This window comes from Marimonas arenosa (assembly GCF_030848945.1).
Classification (GTDB): domain Bacteria; phylum Pseudomonadota; class Alphaproteobacteria; order Rhodobacterales; family Rhodobacteraceae; genus Marimonas; species Marimonas arenosa.
Map to the genome: position 1 here is coordinate 106,270 of NZ_JANHAX010000001.1, position 22,771 is coordinate 129,040.

The following is a 22,771-nucleotide window of genomic DNA, read 5'->3' on the forward strand; positions in this document are numbered from 1 at the left end:
TCGGGTCAGATAAAAAAAGGATCAGGCGCTGGCTTCCAGGGCCTTGATAATGGGGGAGAAATCTTCTGCCTTCAGCGAGGCGCCGCCGACGAGCGCGCCGTCGACATTGGGAACCGCGAAGATCTCGGCCGCGTTGCCAGGATTGACGGAGCCACCATAGAGGATGCGCACGCCGCGGCCGACACCAGCGCCGAAGCGGCGTTCGAGCCGGGTGCGGATGAAGTCATGGACCTCGCCGATCTGGGCCATGTTCGGGATCATGCCGGTGCCGATGGCCCAGATGGGTTCGTAGGCGATCACCAGGTTCTCGGCCGTGGAATTGTCGGGCAGCGAGGCGGCGAGTTGACCGGCGATGATATCGAGCGTGTTGGCGGCCTCGCGCTGAGCGAGGCTTTCGCCAAGGCAGATGACCGCAGCCAGGCCGGCGCCCTGGGCGGTGCGGCCCTTGGCGCGCACCATTTCGGAGCTTTCCTCGTGATCCTCGCGGCGCTCGGAATGGCCCAGGATTACCGCGCTGGCGCCGGCATCGACCAGCATCGCGGCCGAGATGTCGCCGGTATGGGCGCCCGAGAGCTCGGCATGGCAATCCTGTCCGCCGATTGAAATATTTGCATTTTCAACGGTCTGCGCGGCGGAGCTGATCAGGGTCGCGGGCGGGCAGACAAGAATGTCGACATCCGGTTCGGGATGGGTCTGGGACAGCGCTTCAAGCTCGGCGAGCGCGGCCCTGAGGCCGTTCATCTTCCAATTTCCGGCGGCGAGTTTACGGCGCATGCGGTTCTCCCTGTCTCTCCCGTTCGCGCCATCATCGCGGGGATTGCGCGTGGGTCAAGGGAAGCAATGTCGCGGTTCAGAGTTTCGGCGCGCCGTTCTCATGTTCGGTCGCCAACTCGTCGATATCCTTGAATTTAATCGACTCGCCGCAGCCGCAGGCCTCGGTCACGTTGGGGTTGTTGAAGACAAAACCGGATTCCAGAAGTGAGGTCTTGTAGTCAATTTCGGTACCGAACAGGAACATCTGGGCCATCGGGGCGATCATCACCCTTGCGCCGTCCTGCTCGACCACCTCGTCATTGGGGTCGACCTCGTCGACGTAATCCATGGTGTATTCCATGCCGGCGCAGCCGCCTTTCTTGACGCCGATACGCAGGCCCTGGTGGCCCTCTTTCGCCATCAGTTTCGAGATCTGGGAAATGGCCGTGGCGGTCATCGTCACGGCCTGTCTTCCGGGAATGCCAAACATGAGCGTCGCCTTTCAGTCCGTTGATTATATTACATGAAGCCGAGTTCGAGCCGGGCCTCGTCGCTCATCATATCCATGCCCCATTGCGGCTCCCAGGTCAGTTCGACGGTCACATGCCGGACGCCTTCGATGGTCGAGACCGCGTCCTGCACCCAGCCCGGCATATCGCCGGCCACCGGGCAGCCCGGCGCGGTAAGCGTCATGACGACATGAACGTCGCAATCGTGGTCGATGGTGATCGTGTAGATCAGGCCGAGGTCGTAGATATTCACCGGGATCTCGGGATCGAAGACCGAACGGCAAGCCTCGACCACCGGATCGTAGAGCTTGTGCGACGTGGTCGAGGGCGCAATCAACGGGGTGCCTTCGAGCGGCTCGGGATGTTCGGTCATGGACTGCCTCACGAATTTCCTGACGAAACATATAAGGTTTCAGGACTGACCCGTAAAGAGGTGCATCTGCGACAAAGGTTAACCTTGCCGTACGGTGGAAACAGGCGGTCTGGCATCCCGGCTGGCAGGCTGGCTGGCACCCTGTCTGGTGTGCGCTGGCGAAAGGTTTTGGTAGGGGGTGGGGTAAACCGAGCGTGCGGAGGCCTGCTCCGGCGCTGTTTCAAGGAGCGGTTGGTCATGTTGGACCCATGCCGCTGGCGTAACGACAGGGCACGGCGTCGCGAACGATCCTGTGCTGTCGTCAAATCCGACATGCGCCGACGAGGACGTCCGACCTCACGCCATTGCGTCCCGGAGCCCGGAGCCCTGAGTCACTCGTTCCAGCGCGAGGTTTTTTCATGCGCGATCCGGTCCGGGTCCATGAAATGGCCGATCATGGTTTCGGTCGCGAGGTCGTAGGCTGCGGGCAGGTCGATGTCGAGGTGGCGCAGCGTCGTCCCCTTGCCGGCCGCGATCGGGCCGGGGTTGCGGGTGGCCAGCGTTCGGGCGAAGGCGGTGGTGCGCGAGGCGAGTTCGGACGGATCGGTCACCTCGTTGACCAGGCCGGCGCGCAAGCCCCAGGCGGCGTCCTTGACCTCGCCCGAGAGCAGCAGTTCCATCAGGTGCTTGCGACCCACCGCGCGCGACACCGCGACGGCCGGGGTGGTGCAGAAGCCGCCGTTATTCACGCCGGGCAGGCAGAAGCTGGCGTTATGGGAGGCGAAGGCCAAGTCGCAGGCCGCAACCAGCTGCAGTCCGGCGGCGGTAGCGATGCCATCGACCTTGGCGATGGTGGGCTTGGGGCTGAAAGTGACGGCCTGCATCATCGCGGCGCAATCATCGAAGAGCTGTTGCAGATAGACGCGGCCATCGTCGGGGTCGGCGCGGTGGCGGGCGATTTCCTTGAGATCATGGCCGGCGCAGAAGATATGACCGGGTCCGTCGATCACGATCACGTTGGCATCGGCGGTTTCATTCGCCTCGGTGATCGCCGCGTGCAGCGCGGCGATCATCGCCGAGGACAAAGGGTGCGCCTTGCCGCCTCCCAGCGTGAGCGTGCAGACGCCATCGGTGAGCGTGGCGGTGACGAGGTCGGGTGCTGGCATCTGGTTCATCGAAAGGTCCTCCCGGCTGCAACTGTGCCGAGGCAGGCCGGGGCGTGCAAGGCTTGGCTTTTGATCCGCCGTGACGTTAAAGGGGCGCGTCGGGCGAAGGATGGGATCATGAGCGAGCGGTTTTCCTTTGAGCTGAAAGCCACGGACGGGGTGGCGCGGACGGGGGTGATCTCGACCCCCAGGGGCGCGATTTGCACGCCGGCTTTCATGCCGGTGGGCACGGCCGGGACGGTAAAGGCGATGATGCCCGAGAGCGTGCGGGAAACCGGCGCGGATATCCTGCTTGGCAATACCTATCACCTGATGCTGCGGCCGGGGGCGGATCGGATTGAGCGGCTGGGCGGGTTGCATCGGTTCATGAACTGGCCGCGGCCGATCCTGACGGATTCGGGCGGGTTTCAGGTGATGTCGCTGGCCGGTTTACGCAAGTTGACCGAGCACGGGGTGACGTTCAAGAGCCACATCGACGGGTCTAAACACGAACTGACGCCCGAGCGGTCGATGGAGGTTCAGCGGCTTTTGGGCAGCGATATCGTGATGTGTTTCGACGAATGTCCGGCGCTGCCGGCGACCGAAGCGGCGGTGGCCGAGAGCATGCGTCTCAGCATGCGGTGGGCGGCGCGGTCGAAAGACGCCTTCGGCGACCGGCCGGGACATGCGCTGTTCGGGATCATGCAGGGTGGGGTGACCCGGGACCTGCGCGAAGAAAGTGCCGAGGCGCTGCGCGAAATCGGGTTCGACGGATATGCCATTGGCGGGCTGGCGGTGGGCGAAGGGCAGGCGGCGATGTTCGGTGTGCTCGACTATGCCACCGGCTTCCTGCCCGAGGATCGACCGCGTTACCTGATGGGCGTGGGCAAGCCCGACGATATTGTCGGCGCTGTCAAACGCGGCGTCGACATGATGGATTGCGTGCTTCCCAGCCGCTCGGGGCGGACCGGGCAGGTGTTCACCCGGCGCGGCGTGGTCAACATCAAGAACGCACGCCATGCCGACGATCCGCGGCCGCTGGATGAACTCTGCGGCTGCCCGGCCTGTCGCAACTATTCCCGGGCGTACCTGCATCACGTGTTCCGCAGCCATGAGATCATTTCCTCGATGTTGCTGACCTGGCACAACCTGCACTATTTCCAGGAAATAATGGCGGGGATGCGCGACGCGATTGCCGAGGGGAGGTTTGCGGCTTGGGAGGAAGAGTTTCACGCCACGCGCGCGATCGGCGATATCGAGCCGGTGTGACGGCGGGACGGCGCTCGGCTTCGCCATCGCCCCACCCACCATCCCGCAGGCGTCACGACAGGCTGAGGATCTTGCGCCAGGCGAGGCCGCGGATGGACCAGTCCCGCTTGCCCAGGGTGCGGGCGCGGATGGCATCGAGCGTGTCACCGAGAAAATCGTCGAACCACAAGTTGAGTGCGTCGCGCGGCAGCATCGCGTCGTGGCGTTCGCTGACGGTGACGTGGCTGCCCCCGGCGCCGTCGGGCGCGATCTGCACTTCGAACTCGCCCGTGGTCAGGGCGCGGTTGGGGGAGGCGGTATCGCCAAAAAAGCGGTAGCGATAGCGGGTTGGCGCCGTGCTTTCGAGCACCTGTTGGGTTTGATGTTCATAGGTGGAGGGCCCGAGTTTGTAGAGTACATCGAGCGTGTCGGGATCGTCGGGATGCGGCTCGACCCGGTGCAGGAGCGGTGCCCAGTGGCCCTCGGGGCCGTGGTCGCGGATGGCGAAGGATTTCCAGACCTCTTCCGGCGGCAGAGGCAGTTTGGCTATTCGGGTCGAGCGCCAGGCGAGGGCAAAGCGGAAGCGGTCGAGCGCGACGCCGTAGGTGACGGAGAAGAGGGCGACGAAAATGAAGAACCAGACGAAACCGCTGTAGCCCGGAGGCAGGCCGAGCAGGGCGGCAATCCGGGGGCTAAGCCCTAGGGCGACCTCGAGAAAGACCATGACGAAGGTCAGTTCGACGATATGGCGCCAGCGTGGCATCACCGCGACAAGCAGGGCGATGACGGCAAACACGGCGCCGGTCATCGCGAGACCGGCCGCGAAAAGGAGCGGCAGCCCCCAGAGAAGCCGCGAAGGCTCAACGCTGGCCAGATCGTGGCCGTTGCTGTGAAAGAACATGGTGAAGACGGTCAGCAGGAAAAAGAACCAGCCGAACAGAAGGCGGCGGCGCTGGCGGTAGATCAAACGGAACATGGCATACCCGGGCATTGACACTTAACCCCTCTGTCCAAGCAGGACATTGGGGCACGAGTGTGCGGATTTCGCGGAATTGCCATGGATGGCGGGTGACGCGCGCGACGCCCAACCCGCCAGCCAGTTGCCGCAGACGGGGAAATTTGGGGCAAGATGATGGGGCGGGTCAGGCGATGCGGCGTTCGGGCTTGGCCGAACTGGCTTCATTGCCCTGGGCGCGGCTGAGGGTGGGGGCATCGGCCGAAAGCAGGGCGAGGGCGTCGGCGGTGGAAAGCGCGGTGCAGAATTCGCCATGCAGGTTGGCGACCGACATGGCATGCACCAGCTCGGGGTCGTGGTCGGTTCCGTCAAGGGTGATACGGTTGGTGGTCGCGCAGGCATCCTCGGCGAGATAGGTGTCGAAGCCCATGTTGCCGGCCATGCGCGTCGTGGTTTCGACACAGAAATTGGTGAAATAGCCGGCGATCACCAGCCGCGAGATGCGGGCGCGGCGCAGCTGCAGTTCGAGATCGGTACCGATGAAGCCGGAATTGACCGACTTCTCGACCACGATATCGCCGGGTGCGGTCTCCAGCCCGGGCAGCTGCGCGCCGGTGGGCAGAGTGAATTTCAGCGGGCTGTCGGGCTCGATGCTGTCATGGCGGGTGAAGGCGACGACACGTCCAGCGGCGCGGAAGGCCGCCAGCAGGGCACGGAGGTTGTCCTCGCAGGCGGGATTGTTCATCCGCCCGGTGGGGCCGCCCCAATGGTCGAGCACGTGCACGCCCTTCTGCACGTCGATCAGAAGCAGGGCGGTGTCGGGTCCGAATTGCGCGATCATGTCAGGCCTCCTGGCGGTTGCCGGGCAAGGATAACGTGTTGATGGGAGCCTGCAAGGGAGCGACCGCGTCAGGGACGGGTGGCGATCAGGTAGACAATATTGTCCTGCCGGTCGGATGTGCGATCCCGTCCATGGCCGTGCCCTTGTCATTACCTTTGGCACTACCTTTGGCACTGTACGCGGTTTCGATCCCGGCGGTCTGGGCCTTGAACCGGGCGGGCGTACCGCCAGCGCAGGCGGTCTGGACCTTCTACGGGATCTGGCCGCGGCGCGTGCGTGCGTTGCCGACATGGGCGATCTGCCCGACTCTATCGTCGACGCAATATTTCCGCATCATCGAGATCGGTTGGGCCGCGCTGTAACCGCCGACGGAATAGACGTCTTCGATGTTGGCTGTGCCACGTTCGAGACGGAAAGAGAACCCTATGACGGCTTCGGCCTGCGCGGGCGCGACCAGGATGCAAAGCGGACAACGGAGGCAAGGGTAATGGCGTGAGGCCCGGCCCGTGTTATCTCCGGTTGACCGTAACGCGTGGCGCGATGTGAAAACCGCCGGCCTGTGTGTCAAGCGCCGGCACAGGGGTGAACCGCCTTAACCCCGCGCGCATTCGCCGCTTGCGGGGCGCGATGCGGGCAGGCATTGTGCCCAAAAGGTTGAAATGAACCGGGGCAGGGCCCACTTTAACTTTTCGGAAACGCGGAGGCGCCCCGCGCTGCCTGATCGAGGGGCCGGGCGCCTTGCCAAGAACAAGGATCAGACCCCATAATGAGCATGCAAGAGCCTTTGAATTCCTCCTATCCGGTGCTGCCGCTGCGCGACATCGTGGTGTTCCCGCATATGATCGTGCCGCTGTTCGTCGGCCGCGAGAAATCGGTGCGGGCGCTGGAAGAGGTGATGGCCGATGACAAGCAGATTCTGCTGGCCTCCCAGATCGACCCGAGCGTCGACGAGCCGGAGGTTGACGGCATTTTCAGGGCCGGGGTGCTGGCCAATGTTCTGCAGCTGCTGAAACTGCCCGACGGTACGGTGAAGGTGCTGGTCGAGGGGCAGGCGCGGGTGCGGATCACCGAATACCTGGAAAACGACCTGTTTTTCGAGGCGAAAGCGGAATACCTGACCGAGATGCCGGGCGACGCCGCCACCATCGAGGCGCTGCAGCGCACGGTGACCACCGAATTCGAGCGTTATGCCAAGGTGCGCAAGAACATTCCCGAGGAAGCGCTGGCGGCGGTGAGCGAGACCACGGATGCCGCGAAGCTGGCCGACCTCGTGGCGGGTCACCTCGGCATCGAGGTGGGTCAGAAGCAGGAGTTGCTGGAGACGCTGAGCGTCAGCGAACGGCTGGAGAAGGTCTATGGCCTGATGCAGGGCGAATTGAGTGTCCTGCAGGTCGAAAAGAAGATCAAAACGCGCGTCAAGTCGCAGATGGAGAAGACGCAGCGCGAGTACTATCTGAATGAGCAGATGAAAGCCATTCAGAAGGAGCTGGGTGACGGTGACGAGGGCGCGAACGAGATCGCGGAACTCGAAGAGAAGATCGCCGAAACCAAGCTGTCGAAAGAGGCCAAGGATAAGGCCGAGGGCGAGCTCAAGAAGCTCAAGAACATGAGCCCGATGAGCGCCGAGGCGACCGTGGTGCGCAACTATCTCGATTGGATGCTGAACCTACCCTGGGGCAAGCGCAGTCGGGTGAAAAAGGACCTGTACAAAGCGCAGGAGATCCTCGATGCCGACCACTACGGGCTGGAGAAGGTCAAGGAGCGGATCGTCGAGTACCTGGCCGTGCAGCAGCGCTCTAAGAAGCTGAAAGGCCCGATCATGTGCCTTGTCGGCCCGCCGGGCGTGGGCAAGACTTCGCTGGGCAAGAGCGTGGCCAAGGCGACCGGGCGCGAGTTCATCCGGATCTCGCTGGGCGGGGTGCGCGACGAGAGCGAGATTCGCGGTCACCGCCGGACCTATATCGGCTCGATGCCCGGCAAGATCATCCAGGCGATGAAGAAGGCCAAGACCACCAACCCGCTGATCCTGCTCGATGAGATCGACAAGATGGGCCAGGATTTCCGCGGCGACCCAGCCTCGGCGATGCTGGAAGTGCTCGATCCGGAACAGAATTCGACCTTCGTGGATCACTACCTGGAGGTGGAGTACGACCTCAGCAACGTGATGTTCCTGACCACGGCGAACAGCTACAACATGCCCGGGCCGCTGCTCGACCGGATGGAAATCATCCCGCTGGCCGGCTACACCGAGGACGAAAAGCGCGAGATCGCCAAGCAACACCTGATCGAGAAGCAGATCAAGAACCACGGCCTGAAAAAGGACGAGTTCGTGATCGAGGATTCGGCGCTGACCGCGATCGTGCGGCACTATACCCGCGAGGCGGGCGTGCGAAACCTCGAGCGCGAGATTGCCAAGATGGCGCGCAAGGCGGTGACCAAGATCGTCAAGGGCGAGGATCAGAAGATCGTCGTCACTGACGAAAATATCAGCGATTTCCTCGGTGTGAAGAAGTTCCGCTACGGCTTGGCCGAAGAACGGGACCAGGTCGGCGTGGTGACCGGGCTGGCCTATACCTCGGTCGGTGGCGAACTCTTGAACATCGAGGCGCTGCGGTTGCCGGGCAAGGGTCGGATGAAGACCACCGGCAAGTTGGGCGACGTGATGAAGGAGTCGATCGACGCTGCGTCATCCTATGTCCGCTCGATCGCGCCGCAGATCGGGGTCAAGCCGCCGCGGATGGACAAGTGGGACATCCACGTGCACGTGCCCGAGGGCGCGACGCCAAAGGACGGACCGTCGGCCGGTCTCGCCATGGTGACGGCTATCGTCAGCGTCCTGAGCGGCATTCCGGTGCGCAAGGACATCGCCATGACCGGTGAGGTAACCTTGCGTGGCAATGCGCTGGCCATCGGGGGGCTGAAAGAGAAGCTTCTCGCGGCGCTCAGGGGTGGCATCAAGACGGTGCTGATCCCCGAGGAGAACGAAAAGGACCTGTCGGAGATCCCCGACAACGTGAAGGAGGGGCTGAAGATCATCCCTGTCAAGCACGTGTCGGAGGTGCTGAAACTGGCACTGGTCTCGGCGCCTGAGCCGGTCGAATGGGACGAAGAGGCCGAAGAAGCCGCGGCCGCCGCGACGCTGGGTGACAGCGATGGCGTGAGCGCAACGGCGCATTAAGCCTTGCGCTTAACGCTTTAGAAAAATGGAAAAGCCGCTCTGTTTTGGGGCGGCTTTTTCTGTCCGGAGGTCGTTGCGGTGCCGCTCAGGTCGCCGAAACCGGTCGCCCGGCGGCGTCTTCCGGGCGCAGAACGGTCGGCCAGGCCGAGCCGCGCGTGTGGTGGTCTCTCGGTCCGCGGTCAGTCCGCGGTGGCGGCGAGGATCATCACGGCTGTCATGATCGCCAGCACGGCGACTGCGCTTGGCGCCGAGGAGGCGGCAGCCTCGGTCGTCACGAGGTCCTGTTCAATGATGGGATCGTTGAGCGAGCCGGCGGTTGCGGTGGTGGTGGTCAGAGCGGCCAGGGTCAGGCCAAGAACGGATTTTTTCATGTCGTCCCCCAAGTGGTACGAGAAATTGGCAGCACGGCCGTATCCGGCCAAAAACAGGACGATCCTAACGTCGACGTGTAAAAAGTCAATGTTCCTCGCGGGATGGCTGAGAAAGCTCAGATTTCCGTCGCGGTGATTTGGGCGCCGTTTCAGACCGGATGGCGGCTTCTCAGCGGGGCGGCACGCCTGCCCATTCCTGTGCGCGGGGGGCAGCTTTTGGGGGCGCTGCGCGAAGTTTAACTAGATATTGTGACGCGAAACGGTTAACCTGAAAAAAATAAGAACCGGAAAACAATCGGAAAAAACCCAGAGGCAGAGGCAGATGGCCAGCACCAAGACAACGAAAACCACGGCGCGGAAAACCACGCGGAGCACTGCCAGCAAGGCACGTGCGATGGAAACTCCTGAGAGCGCGGTCGAGACCGCGACTCAGGCCGCGAAAAAGGCGGCGGCACAGCCTGGCAAGGTCAGCAAGGCCAAGAAGATCCTGCCCAAGCCGAAAACAGCCGCCGAAACGCCGGCCCCGACTGTCGGCGCCCACACCGAGACCGGGCCGAATATGCCCGGTGCCCTGCGCAAGCGCGGGCTGATCGGGGCGGTGACTGAACGCGCGGGGATCAAACGCCGCGATGCCAAGGCCGCGGTCGAAGCGGCGCTGGAAATCCTGGGCGAGGCGATTGCCGAGGGCCGCGCGATGAACCTGCCCGGACTTGGCAAGGTCAAGGTGATGCGCACCAAGGAACAGCCCAACGCCAAGGTCTTCGTCACGAAAGTACGCCAGCCGATGGCCAGGGATGTTTCCGCACCCGAAACGGATCCCGATACGCCCCCGAAAGACCCTCTTGCAGAGGCTGCCGAGTGACGGTAAAGAGCGCTCCACCGGGTGATTAGCTCAGTGGTAGAGCGCTTCGTTCACATCGAAGATGTCGGGGGTTCAAATCCCTCATCACCCACCAGATTACGGAAGGCGCGCTCTAATCGGGCGTGCCTTTTTGCTTTCGAACCGCACCGTATCACCTGGCGTCACTCGGTGGCGCGCTTGAGAAACGCAATCAGATCGTCGCGGTCCTCGGCCCGAGTGATCCGCTGCATCGGCATTTTCGAGCGCGGGATGAAATGGTCGGGGCCTTGGTCGAACAGTGCGTCGATGGTGTCTTCGGTCCAGACGATGTTGGCGGCAAGCAGCGTTTCGGAATAGCGGTAGCCGGGCAGTGTGCCGGCCTCGCGGCCGAAAATGCCGTACAGGGTCGGGCCGGCCTTGCGGCTTTCGCCAGGCTCGAGCGCATGGCAGATCGAGCATTTGCGCATGAACTGGCGTTCGCCGTTGGGCATCGAGGCGGCGTCACGCAGGAACGAACGCGACGCGCTGTCGGGCGGCTCGACCTTGCCGAAGAGCGCCACCGGCCAGCCGTAGATCACGTTGTCTATACCGCCGGCCCAGATCATTTCACCGTCCGGCGTCCAAGCCAGCGCCCAGGCCGGGCCATCGCGCATGGCCTGGAAGCCTTTCGACAGGCGCCAGGCGTTGGTGTCGATGGTAATGATGTAGCCGTCGCCATAGCCGATGGCGAGCTGGCCGGTGGCGGCATGATGCGCCATGGCAAGGACCGGTTTGCGCTCGACGGCGAAGTCGCGCAGCTTGTCACCGGTCAAAGGGTCGATCACCCAGGTGGTGCCGTTCACCATGCCATAGGCCAGCCAGCTGCCATCCGGCGCCAGTACGATCTCGTTAATGCCGAAGCCGTTTTGCGACAGCGCGCGGGGCGGGTCGTCCCTGGTCAGGTCGAACAGAAGCAGGTCGCCTGCCGAGGTGGCGGCGTAGAGGTGGCGCCCGTCCGGGGCAAAGGCGACATCGTTGACGCCGCCACCGAGCTCGGTGAGCCAACGCGCTTGGCCGCCCGAAAGCGGCCACAGTGCGACAGTACCGTCCCAGCTGGCCGAGGCGATGGTCTGGCCGTCGGGCGACAGGGCCAGATCGGTGACCTTGCCCTTGTGGCGGCCGAGCAGGCGGGGGGCACCGTCCTGCCAGAGCCGCACGGCGAAATCGTCGCCGCCCGAGGCGATGACGCCGTCGCTGGGGAAAATCACGTCGACCACCGCCGCGTCATGGGCTTCGAGCCAGGTCGGCTCGCGCCCCTGCCAGAGTCCGACCGAATTGTCGAAGCTGGCCGAGGCGACCCGGCCGGCGGGCGACACGGCGAGCCCCATGACCGGCCCGCCATGGCCCTTGAGCGTGGTGAAGTCCTGCGCCGTGGCCGGGACGGAGGCAAAGGCGAGCAGTGCGAGTGCGGCGGTCGCCGCCGCGACGCGGAGGGAGGTGGCGGTTCGGCTTAGAGTGGTAACGTGTCGTGCCATGCGATCGTCCAGTTTCCTTGCCGCGAGGATAGGACAGGGCGGCGGGTCTTGCCTAGGGGGCAGCGCGGCCAGTGGCGGGGCGTTGCCCGTGTGGTTGCGGTGTCGCGCGGCGGGCTCTATGGCTTGGGGCAGCAATCGATCCGGAGACCTAGACATGTCGACCCATCCCCCTCTTTTCCTGCTGCGCCACGGACAGACCGACTGGAACCGTGATCGGCGCATCCAGGGACAGATGGAGTCGCAGCTGACCGAGTTGGGCCGGGGTCATGCCACGCGGCAGGGCGAGATCCTGGCCGGGCTGGACCTGCCCGAGGGGATCGCGGCCTTTTGCAGCCCGCAGCGCCGGACCCGGCAGACCGCAGAGATCGCGCTCGGCGCGGTGGAGCTGGACCCGATGTACGATGACCGCCTGAAGGAGGTCTATCTGGGCAGTTGGGAGGGGCATCTGCGGGCCGATCTGGAGGGGAAGTTCCCTGAGGTTTTCGCCGGGCGCAGCGTGTTCCAGACCTGCCTGATGAGCGATGGCGAGTCCGAGGCCGACCTGCGGGCACGGGTCGGGGCGTTCCTGACCGAGCTCGACCGACCGGCGGTGGTGGTGAGCCATGGCATCGCGTTGACTTTCCTGCGCGGCCTCGTTCTGGGGGCATCGCTGGAGGAGATGGACGCGATGGAGCGCGCCCAGGGCGTGGTGATCGAGTTGAACGGCGGTGTCGAGATAACCCACCGTTGAGCCTGGCGGCGGGAGCCGGGCCCGCGGGCCGCGCCGCCCGCGTGACCACCCCGGCGCGCCGGGCTGGTGTTGGAGCCGTAACCTGCCGGGATCAGAGCCGCATGAGATAGGTCTGGTGACCATCGACCACCAGCGCGCCGTCCTGGTTGTGGATACGGATCTCCAGCGTGATCGTGCCGGTGGTCTTGCGCGCCGCCTTGGCGGTGATCTCGAAGGCGGGATAGAGCGTGTCGCCGCAATAGACCGGTTTCAGGAACCGCGAGGATTGCTCGACGAAGCCGATCAGCGCCTCGCCCATCTGGTGGGCCAGCGGGCACGCGCCGATCGCGGCCTGGATCAACGTCTGGTAGCCATGCGCCATCAGATCGCGGTGACCGAGGCGGGCGAGATAGGCGCGGTCATAATGGATCGGGTGATTGTCGCCGCTGGCGGCCTGGAAGGCGGCGAAGACGCCTTCGGTCATGGTCCGCGACGGGGCGCGGAAGACCTCGCCGACCTCGAAGTCTTCGAAATGGCGAGGGCTGTGCATGTGGTGGGCGGCAGGGTCGAAGGTCATGGCGGCGCTCCTTTCCTGGCCAAGGGGAGCGCGGGGTGGCCGGTGGGTCAAGCCGGAATTGTCTTGCGCGGGGCGTGCAGCCGCGGTAACAGGCGCGGCGCGGGTCGTTAGCTCAGTTGGTAGAGCGCTTCGTTTACACCGAAGATGTCGGGAGTTCGAGTCTCTCACGACCCACCATCTTTTCAATGACTTGGCGCGAAACTGCGACATGAGCGGTTGTCGTGGCTTTTCCGAATGTCTGACGGAAGTCAACGCGGGGCTCGGGATTGCCGTCGCGCGGAGAAGACGTTGCGGCATATCCCCTGCCTGCGGGTGACAGTCGGTGATGCAGGCGGCATGATCGCGTCCGGGGAGGATCAGTGATGCGGATGCACGACTTGCTGGAGGCGGCGGCGCGCGACAAGGGCACGGCGTTGGCGATCATCGACCACGACGGCGCGCGCCACAGCTGGGCCGACATGGCGGCCGGAGCTGCGGCGGCGCGAGCGGCACTGGCGGCGCGCGGCGTACGGCCAGGGGATCGGGTGGTGATCGTGTTGGAGAATTCGGCGGCAATGCTGGCCTGGCTCTTCGGAGCCTCGCAGCTGGGCGCGGTGGTGTCGCCGGTCAACGCCCGGTTGACCGGGCCGGAACTGGAGCGGATTGTCAGCCATGCCGACGCGGCGGCGGTGGTGTTCACGGTGGATACCGGGCCGGCGCCGCGCGCCCATGCCGAGGCGTTCGCGGCCGAGCGGGCCGAGGGGCCGGTTGGCGCGGTGGCAATCACCGTGCGACCCGGTGCCGAAGCCTTGCCGCCAGAGGACGACCCGGCGCGGCAGGTCGGTATACTGCTTTACACCTCGGGTACCACCGGTCAGCCGAAGGGGGCGATGCTGAGCCAGACCGCGATGGTGGCCTCGGCGGCGGCGAGCCGCGAGGCGCGTGACCTCGTCAGCGACGATCTGGTCTACCTGGCGCTGCCGATGAGCCATGTCTTCGGGCTGGCGACGATTCTCGCGGTGACGACCACGCAGGCGGCGGCCCGGCTGGAGGCGCGGTTCGATGTGGCGCGCCTGTTTGCCGCGCTCGATCACGAGATCACCGTGCTGCCGGCGGTGCCGCAGATGCATGCCCAGCTGTTCCACCACGCGCGGGCGCAGGGCGCCAGGCGCTATCAGGGCCGGTCGCTGCGCTATGTTTCCTCGGGCGGTGCGCCGCTCGATCCGGCGTGGAAGCGCGAGGCCGAGGCGTTTTACGGGCTGCCGTTGCAGAATGGCTATGGATTGACCGAAAGCGCGTCGGGCGTCTGCATGACCCGCAATGCCCTGGGCGATCCGGACATTTCGGTGGGAGTGCCGATGCTGGGCAGCGAGTTGCGGGTGAACCTCGAGGCGCCGGGGGCAAGCCCCGCCGAGGGGATCGGTGAGGTCGAGGTTGGCGGGCCACAGGTGATGCTGGGGTATTTCCGCGATCCGGTGGCTACGGCGGCGGCGCTGACCGGCGATGGCTGGCTTCGGACCGGCGATCTTGGGCGGTTCGACAAGGACGGCCGGTTGCACCTGGTCGGGCGGTCCAAGGAGATGATCATTCATTCCGGTTTCAACGTCTATCCGGCCGAGGTCGAGGCGGCGTTGACCGAGCACCCGGGAGTGATCCTGGCCGCGGTGGTGGGCCGCAGGGTCGAGGGCAACGAAGAAGTTGTGGGGTTTGTCACCTGCACGCCGGAGGCCGGGGTGAGCGAAGAGGCGTTGCGCGATTTCCTGCGCGACCGGCTGGCGCCTTACAAGGTGCCGAGCCGGATCGTGATCGCCGGGGCGCTGCCGGCGGCGCCGACGGGAAAGATCCTGAAGGCGCAGTTGCTGGCGCATTTCGCCGAGGCGCTGGAGGCGTGATCGGGTGAAGCTTGGATGGCGCACCGTGCTTGTTCTGTCGGTCGCCGGGGCTCGCCGACCGGTGCGAAAGGCTGTAGCAAGGCGCCATGAGCAGCTTTGAAATATTCATGGCCGTGGCGCCGGGGCTGGAAGACCTGCTGGCCGACGAGGCGCGGGCGCAGGGGTTTGACGAGGTCCGGGCGGTCGCCGGCGGGATCACCTGCCGCGGTGGTTGGACCGAGGTCTGGCGCGCCAATCTCGAGATGCGCGGTGCTGCACGGGTGCTGGTGAGGGTGGGTGAATTCCGCGCCTTCCACCTGGCCCAGCTCGACAAGCGGGCGCGGAAGTTTCCCTGGGGCGATGTCCTGCGGCCCGACGTGCCGGTGCGGGTCGAGGCGAGTTGCAAACGTTCGAAGATCTATCACGCCGGGGCGGCAGCGCAGCGGGTGGAACGGGCGATTGCCGAGGAACTGGGCGCGCCGATTTCCAAGGATGCGGCCGTGGTGATCAAGGTCCGGATCGACGACAACCTCGTGACGCTGAGCCTGGATGCCTCGGGCGAGGCGTTGCACCGGCGCGGCCTGAAACAGGCGGTGGGCAAGGCACCGATGCGGGAAAACCTTGCGGCGCTGTTCCTCCGGGCCTGCGGCTATGACGGCGGTGAGCCGGTTGTCGACCCGATGTGCGGCTCGGGCACCTTTCCGATCGAGGCGGCGGAGATCGCCGCCGGTCTGCAGCCGGGACGGGCGCGGCGCTTTGCCTTCGAAGATTTCGCCGGGTTCGACGCGACAGGTTTTGCGGCGTTGAAAAGGCCCGACCCGGCGCGGGTGCCGGGGCAGCGGTTCTACGGCTTTGACCGCGATCAGGGCGCGATCGGATCGGCGCGCGAGAACGCGGCGCGGGCGGGGGTGGCCGATTGGGTGGACTTTGCCTGCCAACCGGTGAGCGCACTTGAACCGCCCGCGGGACTGCCCGGCCTGGTCATCGCCAACCCGCCCTATGGCGGCCGGATCGGCAACCGCAAGCAGCTCTTCGCGCTGTACGGCAGTTTCGGACAGGTGCTGCGGCAGCGGTTTCAAGGCTGGCGCGTCGGGGTGATCACCTCGGACGCGGGCTTGGCCAAGGCGATGGACCTGCTCTTTGCCCCCGGGCCGGTGGTGGCGCATGGTGGGCTGAAGGTGCGGCTCTATCGCGCCGGGCCGCTGGGCTAGGGCCGGGTCAGGATCGCGGCACCAGCCGAAGCGGCAGCCGGGCCAGCGCGTGGATCGCGTTGTTGGGCCGCCACTCGGGCGGACCGGTCAGCTCGATCCGCTCGACCCGTTGGGCCAAGGCGCGCAGGATCGCCTGGCCTTCGGCGCGGCCGATGTTCTGGCCGACGCAGGCGTGAATTCCGGCCCCGAGGGCAAGATGGCCTGCGGTTTTTCGGCTGATGTCGAATCGATCGGGATCTTCCCAACGGGTCGGGTCGCGGTTGGCGGCGCCAAGCACGCAAAGGATTTTCGTGCCTTCCTCGATGGCGATGCCGGACACCTGGGTCGCGACGCCGGCGGTGCGGCAGAACGCCTGAACCGGAGAGGTGTAGCGCAGGGTTTCCTCGAACGCGGGCAGGGCCAGCGCGTCGGGATCCTGTTTCAACAGGTCGAACTGGTCGGGGTTCTGTGCCAGGCAAACCAGTGCATTTCCGATCCCGCTCACGGTGGTGTCGACCCCGGCCGAAAGCAGCGAACGGACCAGCATGCCAGCCTCGTCGGCGCTGATTTCACCGCATTCCGCGGCCGCGTGGATCGTCGCACCGATGCCGTCGCCGGTCAGGCTGTCCCGGGTGCACTGGGCATTGATCCAGGGGACGATATCGGGGGCCATCGCAAGCGCGCGGCGGCGCAACGCATTGTCGGGACCGATTGCATTGAACACCATCGAGGCATAGTCGATCAGCTTGCGCGGATCGGGGGTGCGAATACCGACTGCCTGTGGGAATACCTTGGTCGGGAAGGCTTCGGCGAGATCGGCCACAGCCTCGATCTCGCGGCCATGGGCCAGCGTATCGATCAGGTGTTCGGCGTCGTCGCGGAACGCCGTGCGCAGACTGGCCACCACTTTGGGCGAAAGCGCCCGCATGATGACGCGGCGGGTTTTCGTATGATAGGGCGGGTCGACCTCGAGTACGATCGACGGCGGACGCCACGGCTCTTCCAGCGCGAAATCCGACAGGCCGACGCCGCGGGACGAGGCGAACCGGTCGTGGTCAGAGAACACTTCGCGGGTGACGTCATAGCCGCCGCAAATCAGCATGGCATAGCGCGGCAGATAGGCAAAGGGACCCTTTTCGCGCAGGGCGTTGAAAAACGGGACCGGGTTCTTCAGGACCGCCTCGTCATATGGATCAACATCCCAGACCGGAACGCCCGTTGGCGGCAAAATGGGTTTGTGGCCGTGAATGAGCGGTTGGATCGGCATGATCTGTACTCTCCCCGATCCAGCGTGGAAGCGGATACAGCCTGCGTCAAGTGTTTCGCCCGCGGGCAACCTTAGACGGTGCGGAAAAAGGAAAGGGCTCAGCGAGTTTTCGCTAAGCCCTTGAAACTTTTGGCTCCGGCGGTAGGGATCGAACCTACGACCAATTGATTAACAGTCAACTGCTCTACCGCTGAGCTACGCCGGAACTGTGCCGCGTCATATAGCAATCCGAATCCGGCCCGTCCAGAGGGTTTTGCCAGAAAACCCAGTGAATTTTCCGGCCGGGTCAGGACAGGACGAAGCTGGCGTCGGCGGCCAGAGCCGGGCTGGGGCGGACCCGCCTTTTCCCCGTCAGATCAACGAGATGGGCAAAGACGTTGCGGGTGGCGGCGCCGAGAAGAGCGGCCGGGACCTCGGTATAGATGCGGCAGGCGAGGTCATAGGCGGTGGCCGGGCCGTCCGCGAGGGCGGCGAGGATTTCGGCTTCGCGGCCGCGGCGATGATCGATCAGCCAGTCGAGCCGGCCGGCAGGGTCGTCGATCGGGGCGCCGTGGCCGGAATGGAAGACCCGCCAACGCCCGGCGCGCAGGCGGGCGCAGGAGGCCATGAAATCGGTCAGATCGCCATCGGGGGGCGACACCAGCGAGGAGGCCCAGCCCATCACGTGATCGCCGCAGAACAGCGCATCGCCCCAAGCGAAGCTGAGGTGGTTGCCGTAGTGGCCCGGCGTGTGGATTGCCCGCAGCGCCCAGCCGTCGCCGGTGACGGTTTCGCCGTCGACGAGGGTGATATCGGGGTGGAAGGCGGCATCGACGCCTTCGCCGCCGCCGGCCAGGCCCTGGGACGCCAGCCGCTGCATCATCTCGGACCGTCCAGCCTGCCAGTCGCCGAAGGCCAGCACCGGCGCGCCGGTGGCCTTGCTGAGCGCCCGCGACAGCGGCGAGTGGTCGACATGGGAATGCGTGACGAAAATATGCGTGATCTCCTGCCCCGGCTTCACCGCCGCGAGAATCGCCGCGAGATGCGCCTCGTTTTTCGGGCCGGGGTCGATCACGGCAAGGCCGCGGCTGCCCAGCAGGTAGGTGTTGGTGCCGCGATAGGTCATCGGCGAGGGATTGGGGCAGAGCACGCGGGTCAGGCCGGGTTCGATCGCGATGGCCTCGCCGGGCGTGGGGTTGAAATCGTCGGGTGGTTGCATGTCTCTTCCTTGTGGGCCGGAACGGGGCTAGGAATAGGCATGTTTTTCGGATGGCTCAAACGCTATATGCCGCGCTCGCTCTACGGGCGGGCGGCGCTGATCCTGATCCTGCCGGTGGTCACGCTGCAACTGGTGGTCTCGGTGGTCTTCGTGCAGCGCCATTTCGAAGACGTGACGCGGCAGATGACCCGGGCGGCCTGCCGCGAGATCCGGCTGGTTGCAGGGGCTTTCGAGGAGGGCGGCGCGGTCCGGGCCGCGGCGCTGGCGGAGGCGCTGGACATCAGCCTGCGCCCGATGCCGGCGGGCGGCGTTCCGACCGACGACAGCCGGCGGTGGTACGATTTCTCGGGTCTGATTATGTTCGAGGAGTTCAGTGAACTGGTGCCCGGGCTGCAGGCGATTGAGCTGCCCGATGACTTCGTGGTGCGGGTTTATGTCGACAGCGCTGCGGGTCCGCTGCAACTGGAGTTTGACCGGTTGCGGGTCTCGTCGCGCAATCCGCATCAGCTGTTTGCCAACATGCTGTTCTTCGGCATCCTGCTGACGGTGATCGCCTTCATCTACCTGCGCAACCAGTTGCGCCCGATCAAGCGTCTGGCGCGGGCGGCCGAGGCGTTCGGACGGGGGCGGCACGTGCCGTACCGGCCCACCGGCGCGATCGAAGTACGGGCGGCGGGCAACGCGTTTCTGGACATGCGGGCGCGGATCGAGCGCCAGATCGAGCAGCGCACGTTGATGTTGTCGGGGGTGAGCCACGACCTGCGGACGCCACTGACCCGGATGAAGCTGGGCCTGTCGCTGCTCGACGAGGCCGACCGCGCCCCGCTGGAGCGCGATGTCGAGGAGATGCAGCGGCTGCTGGACGAGTTCCTGTCCTTCGTGCGCGACGCCAGCGAGGGCGAGGTCGAGCCCACCGATCCGGTGGCGCTGGTCCGTCAGATCGTCGAGGATTGCCAGAGAACCGGCGACGACGTGGTACTGCGCGAAGCCGTGGGCGACGGCGAGGTGGCGTTGCGGCCAGTGGCCATGCGGCGGGCGGTGGAGAACCTGATTTCAAACGCCGTGCGGTACGGGTCGAAGGCCGAGGTGTCGGTTGAGTTGACCGAGAAGAGCCTGCGGATCCGGGTGGAGGATGACGGGCCCGGCATCCCGCCCGAGCGACGCGAAGAGGCGATGCGGCCCTTCACCCGGCTCGACGCGGCGCGCAATCAGAACCAGGGAACCGGCGTCGGGCTGGGTTTGTCGATCGCGGTCGACGTGGCCCGCGCCCATGGCGGTATGCTGCGGCTGGGCGACAGCGAGATCCTGGGCGGGCTCAGGGCCGATATCGTGATTGCGCGGTGAGACGAGGGCGCGGCCCGGACCATCGCGCTATGTGGTGCTCTTTCTTGGCCAAAATACTCAATGGCGTCTGACCGACGCCGGCGCGACAGCGCGAGACAAGGCGCCCCGGGCGACGCCGCAGGCGGCGCAAAACCTGTTCATTTGATCCGGAGATCCTGGAGCGGGTAGCGGGAATCGAACCCGCGCGTTCAGCTTGGGAAGCTGACAGGCTACCATTACATCATACCCGCCGCTGGTGGGGGGATAGCGCGCGCACCCGGATGGGTCAAGCGGGCGTGTGAGCCTCGGCCGCAAAGAGGGCACGGGCGATGAGCGCCAGCGCGACGAGATAACCCAGAGCGCCGAGGGCGGGTATGCCCGAAAGGTTGAGCGGGCTCGATAGCACCACGGTCAGGAGGCCCCATCCGGTCGCCAGGAGCAGCGCGGCGACGAGCAGCCGGCGGGCGGCACCTGGCGTGTGGGCCGAGATCGCGGGCAGCGCCAGCGCCAGGCCCGGAGCCAGCGCCACGAGGTCGTAGTCATAGCTATAGGGGCTGACGCCGAGACCGCCGATCGTGGCCAGCGCCAAAAGGTGCGGCATCTGCCAGCGGCGCAGCAGGGCCGTGACAATGAGACCGAGCACTGTCAGCGCCAACAGCGCCTGCGCCGCCAGCGCCAGCGCGGCCGGGGCGCCAAGGGAAAAGGCGAGCGCGAATGCCGAGGTCATGCGCTGCATCGGATAGGCGCCCTGGTGCAGGAAATTCGCGCTTTCCCGCACGCTGTGCAGGAAGGCGCTCCAGATCTCGGGGCCGAACGCCCAGGTCGCCAGGCCGAGGGTCAGGATCAGCGTCACCATCGCGGCGATCACCATCGCCGCGCCGCCGCGGAAAAGCGCCACCAGACCAAGGCCAAGACCGAGATGAGGCTTGTAGGCCAGCAGGCCGAGCGTGGCGCCGGCGGCGGCGGGCCGGGGCCGCAGGGCGAGCCAAAGGGTGAGCGCGAATAGCAGCGCGGTCAGAAATCCGTTCTGGCCGGCGCGGATGTTCATCAGCGTGGCCGGGAGGGTCAGCATCAACGCCGGGATGGCGGCGGTCGGGGCGAGGCGAAAGAGAGCCCAGATCAGCGCGGCAAGACTGAGCCCGGTAAAGAGCGCATAGCCGATCCCGACGGGAAGGTACGACAGCAGTTCGGTAAACAGCCCGAACTGCGGCGGATAGGTCCAGGGCATGAAGATCTCGCCGCCCGGCTGCTGCGCCTGCCAGGTCTCGAAACCGGGGGCGTCGTAGGGCAGGGCGGGCTGGCCGCTACGGGACAGTTCGCCGACATAGTGAAAGATCTTGTAGTCGATCGTGCCTGGCTCTTGTCCCAGCCAGTGCGGCGCGCCGATCTGGATCGCGGTAATGGCGATCAGTGCAAGCAGCACGAACAGCGTGGTACGAAGGGTTTGTGGCCGCACGGTGACGAGCGGTTGCGCCTGTGGGTCGGTGGTCATGCCCGGTCTGCCCTCTGCCTGCGGGGTTGATCCCCGGTTCTACTAACAGCGTAGCACCGCGCCGGCCTGCCGTCCATTTCAACGCGGGTGGGCCTCGGCGCTGGGGTCGATCTCGTGATCCTCGGGGATGTGACGTGGCTCGAACAGCGGCAGGTACCAGATGCCGAAAAGCCAGGCGCGGCGATACCATTTGACCGTGCCTTTCTCACGGCGTTTCAATGATTTAGGAAAGAACTCCATCAGGCACCACAGCGGGGCCAGCACGCCGTGGGTATGGGAGTTGTGTGGCTTTGCAGTGGCTTCGGGCTTGGCATATTCGTAGCCGCCGGGGGTTTTCTTGTCGGTGTCGCCCTCGAGATACCATTTGCGGTTGCCGCGTTTGAGGCGCAATCCGGGCTTTCGCGGTCCCGGCAAGGGCGCGCGGCGGGCGCGCTTGCGGGCGGCATTGTCCTCTTTATCGGCCTGTTTTTCCTGCTTTTCCAGCGCATCAAGCATCCACAAGAGGCTGATCTTGCCGAGACCGGACTCGTCTTCGCGCGGCGAGCCGCCGACATCGGAATGATAGCCGGGGAACCAGCGTTGCACGACATATTGGGTGCGCTTGGCCTTGGGGTTGCGGAAATTGTTGCCGAAATAGAGCGGGGCACCGGTGTCGTCGAGTTCGGGCTGCCAGTGCTGGGCGCGGAACAGCGAGCGGCGGTCGTGGATGGAAAGCGCGTGCAGCACGATGCGGACCGAGACATTGGCGTTGACGCTGGCATGGGTGCCGAGTTCGGCCAGGCTGCCATAGGACCTGAGGTTCTTGAGCGGGCGGCGGAAACGGATGATCGAGCTGACCGTGTCGAACAGCATCAGCGCACGGATGGCGGCGGGTGTGGGGTCAAGCACGTGCTCGTATTCGCGCAGGGCCTGGAACACCTTGTCGTCTTTTTCGGTCTTCTCGAAATCGGTAACCCGGCGGTAGGCGCGGAAGACTGGCGTGATCAGGTGCAGCCGGGAGGGATCGACCAGGCCGAAATTGTGGATGAACCCTGCCAGCACCCGCGCGGCATAGGCGCCGCGGGAAAAGCCGACAATGTAGATATGGTCGTTCTCGGCGGCATCGTCTGACAGGCCCGGATCGTCTTTCTGCTTGCGCTCTTTCGTGCGGTAGGTGCGGCAGAGCGTGCGATAGGCCTGCAGCACGTCGTCTTCCAGCCCGTAGCCGAACGCCTGACCGAGAAGACCCTGCACCGCTTGGCGGGTGCGGCCGAAGAATTGTGGGCCGTCATAGGTGCCGACGCCCATGAAGTAGTGCGCCTGCTGATCGGCGTCGTCCTTGTCGAGCGCTTTGTAGAGCTTCAGCACGTTGGATTCGCGATCGCCGATTTCGTTGCCGGTGCCGTCGATGCAGAGAATGATCTTGGTCATGGGTAATGCTCCCGGAGAATGGCCTCAGGGTAGAGCGGCGTACGCGAT

21 protein-coding genes and 4 tRNA genes are annotated in these 22,771 nt (G+C 65.3%); 10 read left to right on the plus strand and 15 right to left on the minus strand.

Annotated elements, in window-relative coordinates:
- Window positions 1–21 precede the first annotated feature (21 nt).
- The 4 genes from tpiA to NO357_RS00570 form a co-directional block, all read right to left on the minus strand.
- On the minus strand, window positions 22–774 hold the full coding sequence (gene tpiA, locus NO357_RS00555) for a triose-phosphate isomerase (RefSeq protein ID WP_306733663.1): 753 nt from the start codon (window positions 772–774) through the stop codon (window positions 22–24).
- Window positions 775–850: 76 nt separating this feature from the next.
- The gene (locus NO357_RS00560) at window positions 851–1,243 is read right to left on the minus strand and encodes a HesB/IscA family protein (protein WP_306733664.1); all 393 of its coding nucleotides are present in this window, start codon (window positions 1,241–1,243) and stop codon (window positions 851–853) included.
- A gap of 29 nt (window positions 1,244–1,272) precedes the next feature.
- Window positions 1,273–1,635 carry an SUF system Fe-S cluster assembly protein gene (locus tag NO357_RS00565; protein WP_306733665.1) on the minus strand — a complete coding sequence of 121 codons (363 nt, stop codon included), beginning with the start codon at window positions 1,633–1,635 and terminating at the stop codon, window positions 1,273–1,275.
- Between the two features lie 371 nt (window positions 1,636–2,006).
- On the minus strand, window positions 2,007–2,789 hold the full coding sequence (locus NO357_RS00570) for an enoyl-CoA hydratase-related protein (RefSeq protein ID WP_306733666.1): 783 nt from the start codon (window positions 2,787–2,789) through the stop codon (window positions 2,007–2,009).
- A 108-nt stretch (window positions 2,790–2,897) separates the two neighbouring features.
- Between NO357_RS00570 and tgt the strand changes: the two genes are divergently transcribed.
- Window positions 2,898–4,028, plus strand: coding sequence for a tRNA guanosine(34) transglycosylase Tgt (gene tgt, locus NO357_RS00575; RefSeq protein ID WP_306733667.1), 1,131 nt, complete (start codon window positions 2,898–2,900; stop codon window positions 4,026–4,028).
- Window positions 4,029–4,080: 52 nt separating this feature from the next.
- Here tgt and NO357_RS00580 read toward each other — a convergent pair whose 3' ends face one another.
- Both NO357_RS00580 and NO357_RS00585 read right to left on the minus strand, forming a co-directional pair.
- Window positions 4,081–4,983 (minus strand): SRPBCC family protein, encoded by a 903-nt coding sequence (locus tag NO357_RS00580; protein ID WP_306733668.1) that lies wholly within the window; start codon window positions 4,981–4,983, stop codon window positions 4,081–4,083.
- Between the two features lie 166 nt (window positions 4,984–5,149).
- Entirely contained in the window at window positions 5,150–5,803 is a 654-nt protein-coding gene (locus NO357_RS00585) for an isochorismatase family protein (RefSeq protein ID WP_306733669.1), read from the minus strand.
- A 167-nt stretch (window positions 5,804–5,970) separates the two neighbouring features.
- Between NO357_RS00585 and NO357_RS00590 the strand changes: the two genes are divergently transcribed.
- Window positions 5,971–6,165, plus strand: coding sequence for a hypothetical protein (locus tag NO357_RS00590; protein WP_306733670.1), 195 nt, complete (start codon window positions 5,971–5,973; stop codon window positions 6,163–6,165).
- A 410-nt stretch (window positions 6,166–6,575) separates the two neighbouring features.
- Window positions 6,576–8,981, plus strand: a complete 2,406-nt coding sequence (gene lon / locus NO357_RS00595) for an endopeptidase La (RefSeq protein WP_306734748.1) — start codon at window positions 6,576–6,578, stop codon at window positions 8,979–8,981.
- Window positions 8,982–9,160: 179 nt separating this feature from the next.
- Here lon and NO357_RS00600 read toward each other — a convergent pair whose 3' ends face one another.
- Window positions 9,161–9,352 carry a hypothetical protein gene (locus tag NO357_RS00600; RefSeq protein WP_306733671.1) on the minus strand — a complete coding sequence of 64 codons (192 nt, stop codon included), beginning with the start codon at window positions 9,350–9,352 and terminating at the stop codon, window positions 9,161–9,163.
- Window positions 9,353–9,674: 322 nt separating this feature from the next.
- Here NO357_RS00600 and NO357_RS00605 point away from each other — a divergent pair, with 322 nt between their 5' ends.
- Both NO357_RS00605 and NO357_RS00610 read left to right on the plus strand, forming a co-directional pair.
- On the plus strand, window positions 9,675–10,214 hold the full coding sequence (locus tag NO357_RS00605) for an HU family DNA-binding protein (RefSeq protein ID WP_306733672.1): 540 nt from the start codon (window positions 9,675–9,677) through the stop codon (window positions 10,212–10,214).
- A 19-nt stretch (window positions 10,215–10,233) separates the two neighbouring features.
- Window positions 10,234–10,308, plus strand: a tRNA-Val gene (locus tag NO357_RS00610).
- Between the two features lie 67 nt (window positions 10,309–10,375).
- On the opposite strand, the gene NO357_RS00615 is transcribed toward NO357_RS00610, so the two are convergent.
- A complete protein-coding gene (locus tag NO357_RS00615) occupies window positions 10,376–11,707 on the minus strand; it encodes a c-type cytochrome (RefSeq protein ID WP_306733673.1) in 1,332 nt (443 codons plus the stop codon).
- 154 nt (window positions 11,708–11,861) lie between these two features.
- Here NO357_RS00615 and NO357_RS00620 point away from each other — a divergent pair, with 154 nt between their 5' ends.
- Window positions 11,862–12,437 (plus strand): histidine phosphatase family protein, encoded by a 576-nt coding sequence (locus NO357_RS00620; RefSeq protein ID WP_306733674.1) that lies wholly within the window; start codon window positions 11,862–11,864, stop codon window positions 12,435–12,437.
- Between the two features lie 91 nt (window positions 12,438–12,528).
- Here NO357_RS00620 and NO357_RS00625 read toward each other — a convergent pair whose 3' ends face one another.
- A complete protein-coding gene (locus tag NO357_RS00625) occupies window positions 12,529–12,993 on the minus strand; it encodes a MaoC family dehydratase (protein ID WP_306733675.1) in 465 nt (154 codons plus the stop codon).
- Window positions 12,994–13,094: 101 nt separating this feature from the next.
- Here NO357_RS00625 and NO357_RS00630 point away from each other — a divergent pair.
- The 3 genes from NO357_RS00630 (at window position 13,095) to NO357_RS00640 (ending at window position 16,054) form a co-directional block, all read left to right on the plus strand.
- A tRNA-Val gene (locus NO357_RS00630) sits at window positions 13,095–13,170 on the plus strand.
- A 185-nt stretch (window positions 13,171–13,355) separates the two neighbouring features.
- Window positions 13,356–14,864 (plus strand): class I adenylate-forming enzyme family protein, encoded by a 1,509-nt coding sequence (locus tag NO357_RS00635; protein ID WP_306733676.1) that lies wholly within the window; start codon window positions 13,356–13,358, stop codon window positions 14,862–14,864.
- An 86-nt stretch (window positions 14,865–14,950) separates the two neighbouring features.
- Window positions 14,951–16,054 (plus strand): THUMP domain-containing class I SAM-dependent RNA methyltransferase, encoded by a 1,104-nt coding sequence (locus NO357_RS00640; RefSeq protein WP_306733677.1) that lies wholly within the window; start codon window positions 14,951–14,953, stop codon window positions 16,052–16,054.
- Between the two features lie 7 nt (window positions 16,055–16,061).
- On the opposite strand, the gene NO357_RS00645 is transcribed toward NO357_RS00640, so the two are convergent.
- The 3 genes from NO357_RS00645 to NO357_RS00655 all read right to left on the minus strand — a co-directional run bounded on the left by NO357_RS00645 (window position 16,062) and on the right by NO357_RS00655 (window position 18,498).
- Entirely contained in the window at window positions 16,062–17,300 is a 1,239-nt protein-coding gene (locus NO357_RS00645) for a cytochrome P450 (RefSeq protein ID WP_306733678.1), read from the minus strand.
- A 130-nt stretch (window positions 17,301–17,430) separates the two neighbouring features.
- Window positions 17,431–17,505 (minus strand) — tRNA-Asn (locus tag NO357_RS00650).
- 81 nt (window positions 17,506–17,586) lie between these two features.
- Complete coding sequence (locus NO357_RS00655; RefSeq protein ID WP_306733679.1) at window positions 17,587–18,498, minus strand: MBL fold metallo-hydrolase; 912 nt, start codon at window positions 18,496–18,498, stop codon at window positions 17,587–17,589.
- A gap of 39 nt (window positions 18,499–18,537) precedes the next feature.
- Here NO357_RS00655 and NO357_RS00660 point away from each other — a divergent pair, with 39 nt between their 5' ends.
- Window positions 18,538–19,842, plus strand: a complete 1,305-nt coding sequence (locus NO357_RS00660) for an ATP-binding protein (RefSeq protein ID WP_306733680.1) — start codon at window positions 18,538–18,540, stop codon at window positions 19,840–19,842.
- A 156-nt stretch (window positions 19,843–19,998) separates the two neighbouring features.
- On the opposite strand, the gene NO357_RS00665 is transcribed toward NO357_RS00660, so the two are convergent.
- The 3 genes from NO357_RS00665 to NO357_RS00675 all read right to left on the minus strand — a co-directional run bounded on the left by NO357_RS00665 (window position 19,999) and on the right by NO357_RS00675 (window position 22,723).
- A tRNA-Gly gene (locus NO357_RS00665) sits at window positions 19,999–20,072 on the minus strand.
- A 35-nt stretch (window positions 20,073–20,107) separates the two neighbouring features.
- Window positions 20,108–21,313, minus strand: coding sequence for a glycosyltransferase family 87 protein (locus tag NO357_RS00670; protein ID WP_306733681.1), 1,206 nt, complete (start codon window positions 21,311–21,313; stop codon window positions 20,108–20,110).
- 78 nt (window positions 21,314–21,391) lie between these two features.
- Window positions 21,392–22,723: a T6SS phospholipase effector Tle1-like catalytic domain-containing protein gene (locus NO357_RS00675; RefSeq protein ID WP_306733682.1), complete on the minus strand. Its 1,332-nt coding sequence runs from the start codon at window positions 22,721–22,723 to the stop codon at window positions 21,392–21,394.
- Window positions 22,724–22,771: the final 48 nt, after the last annotated feature.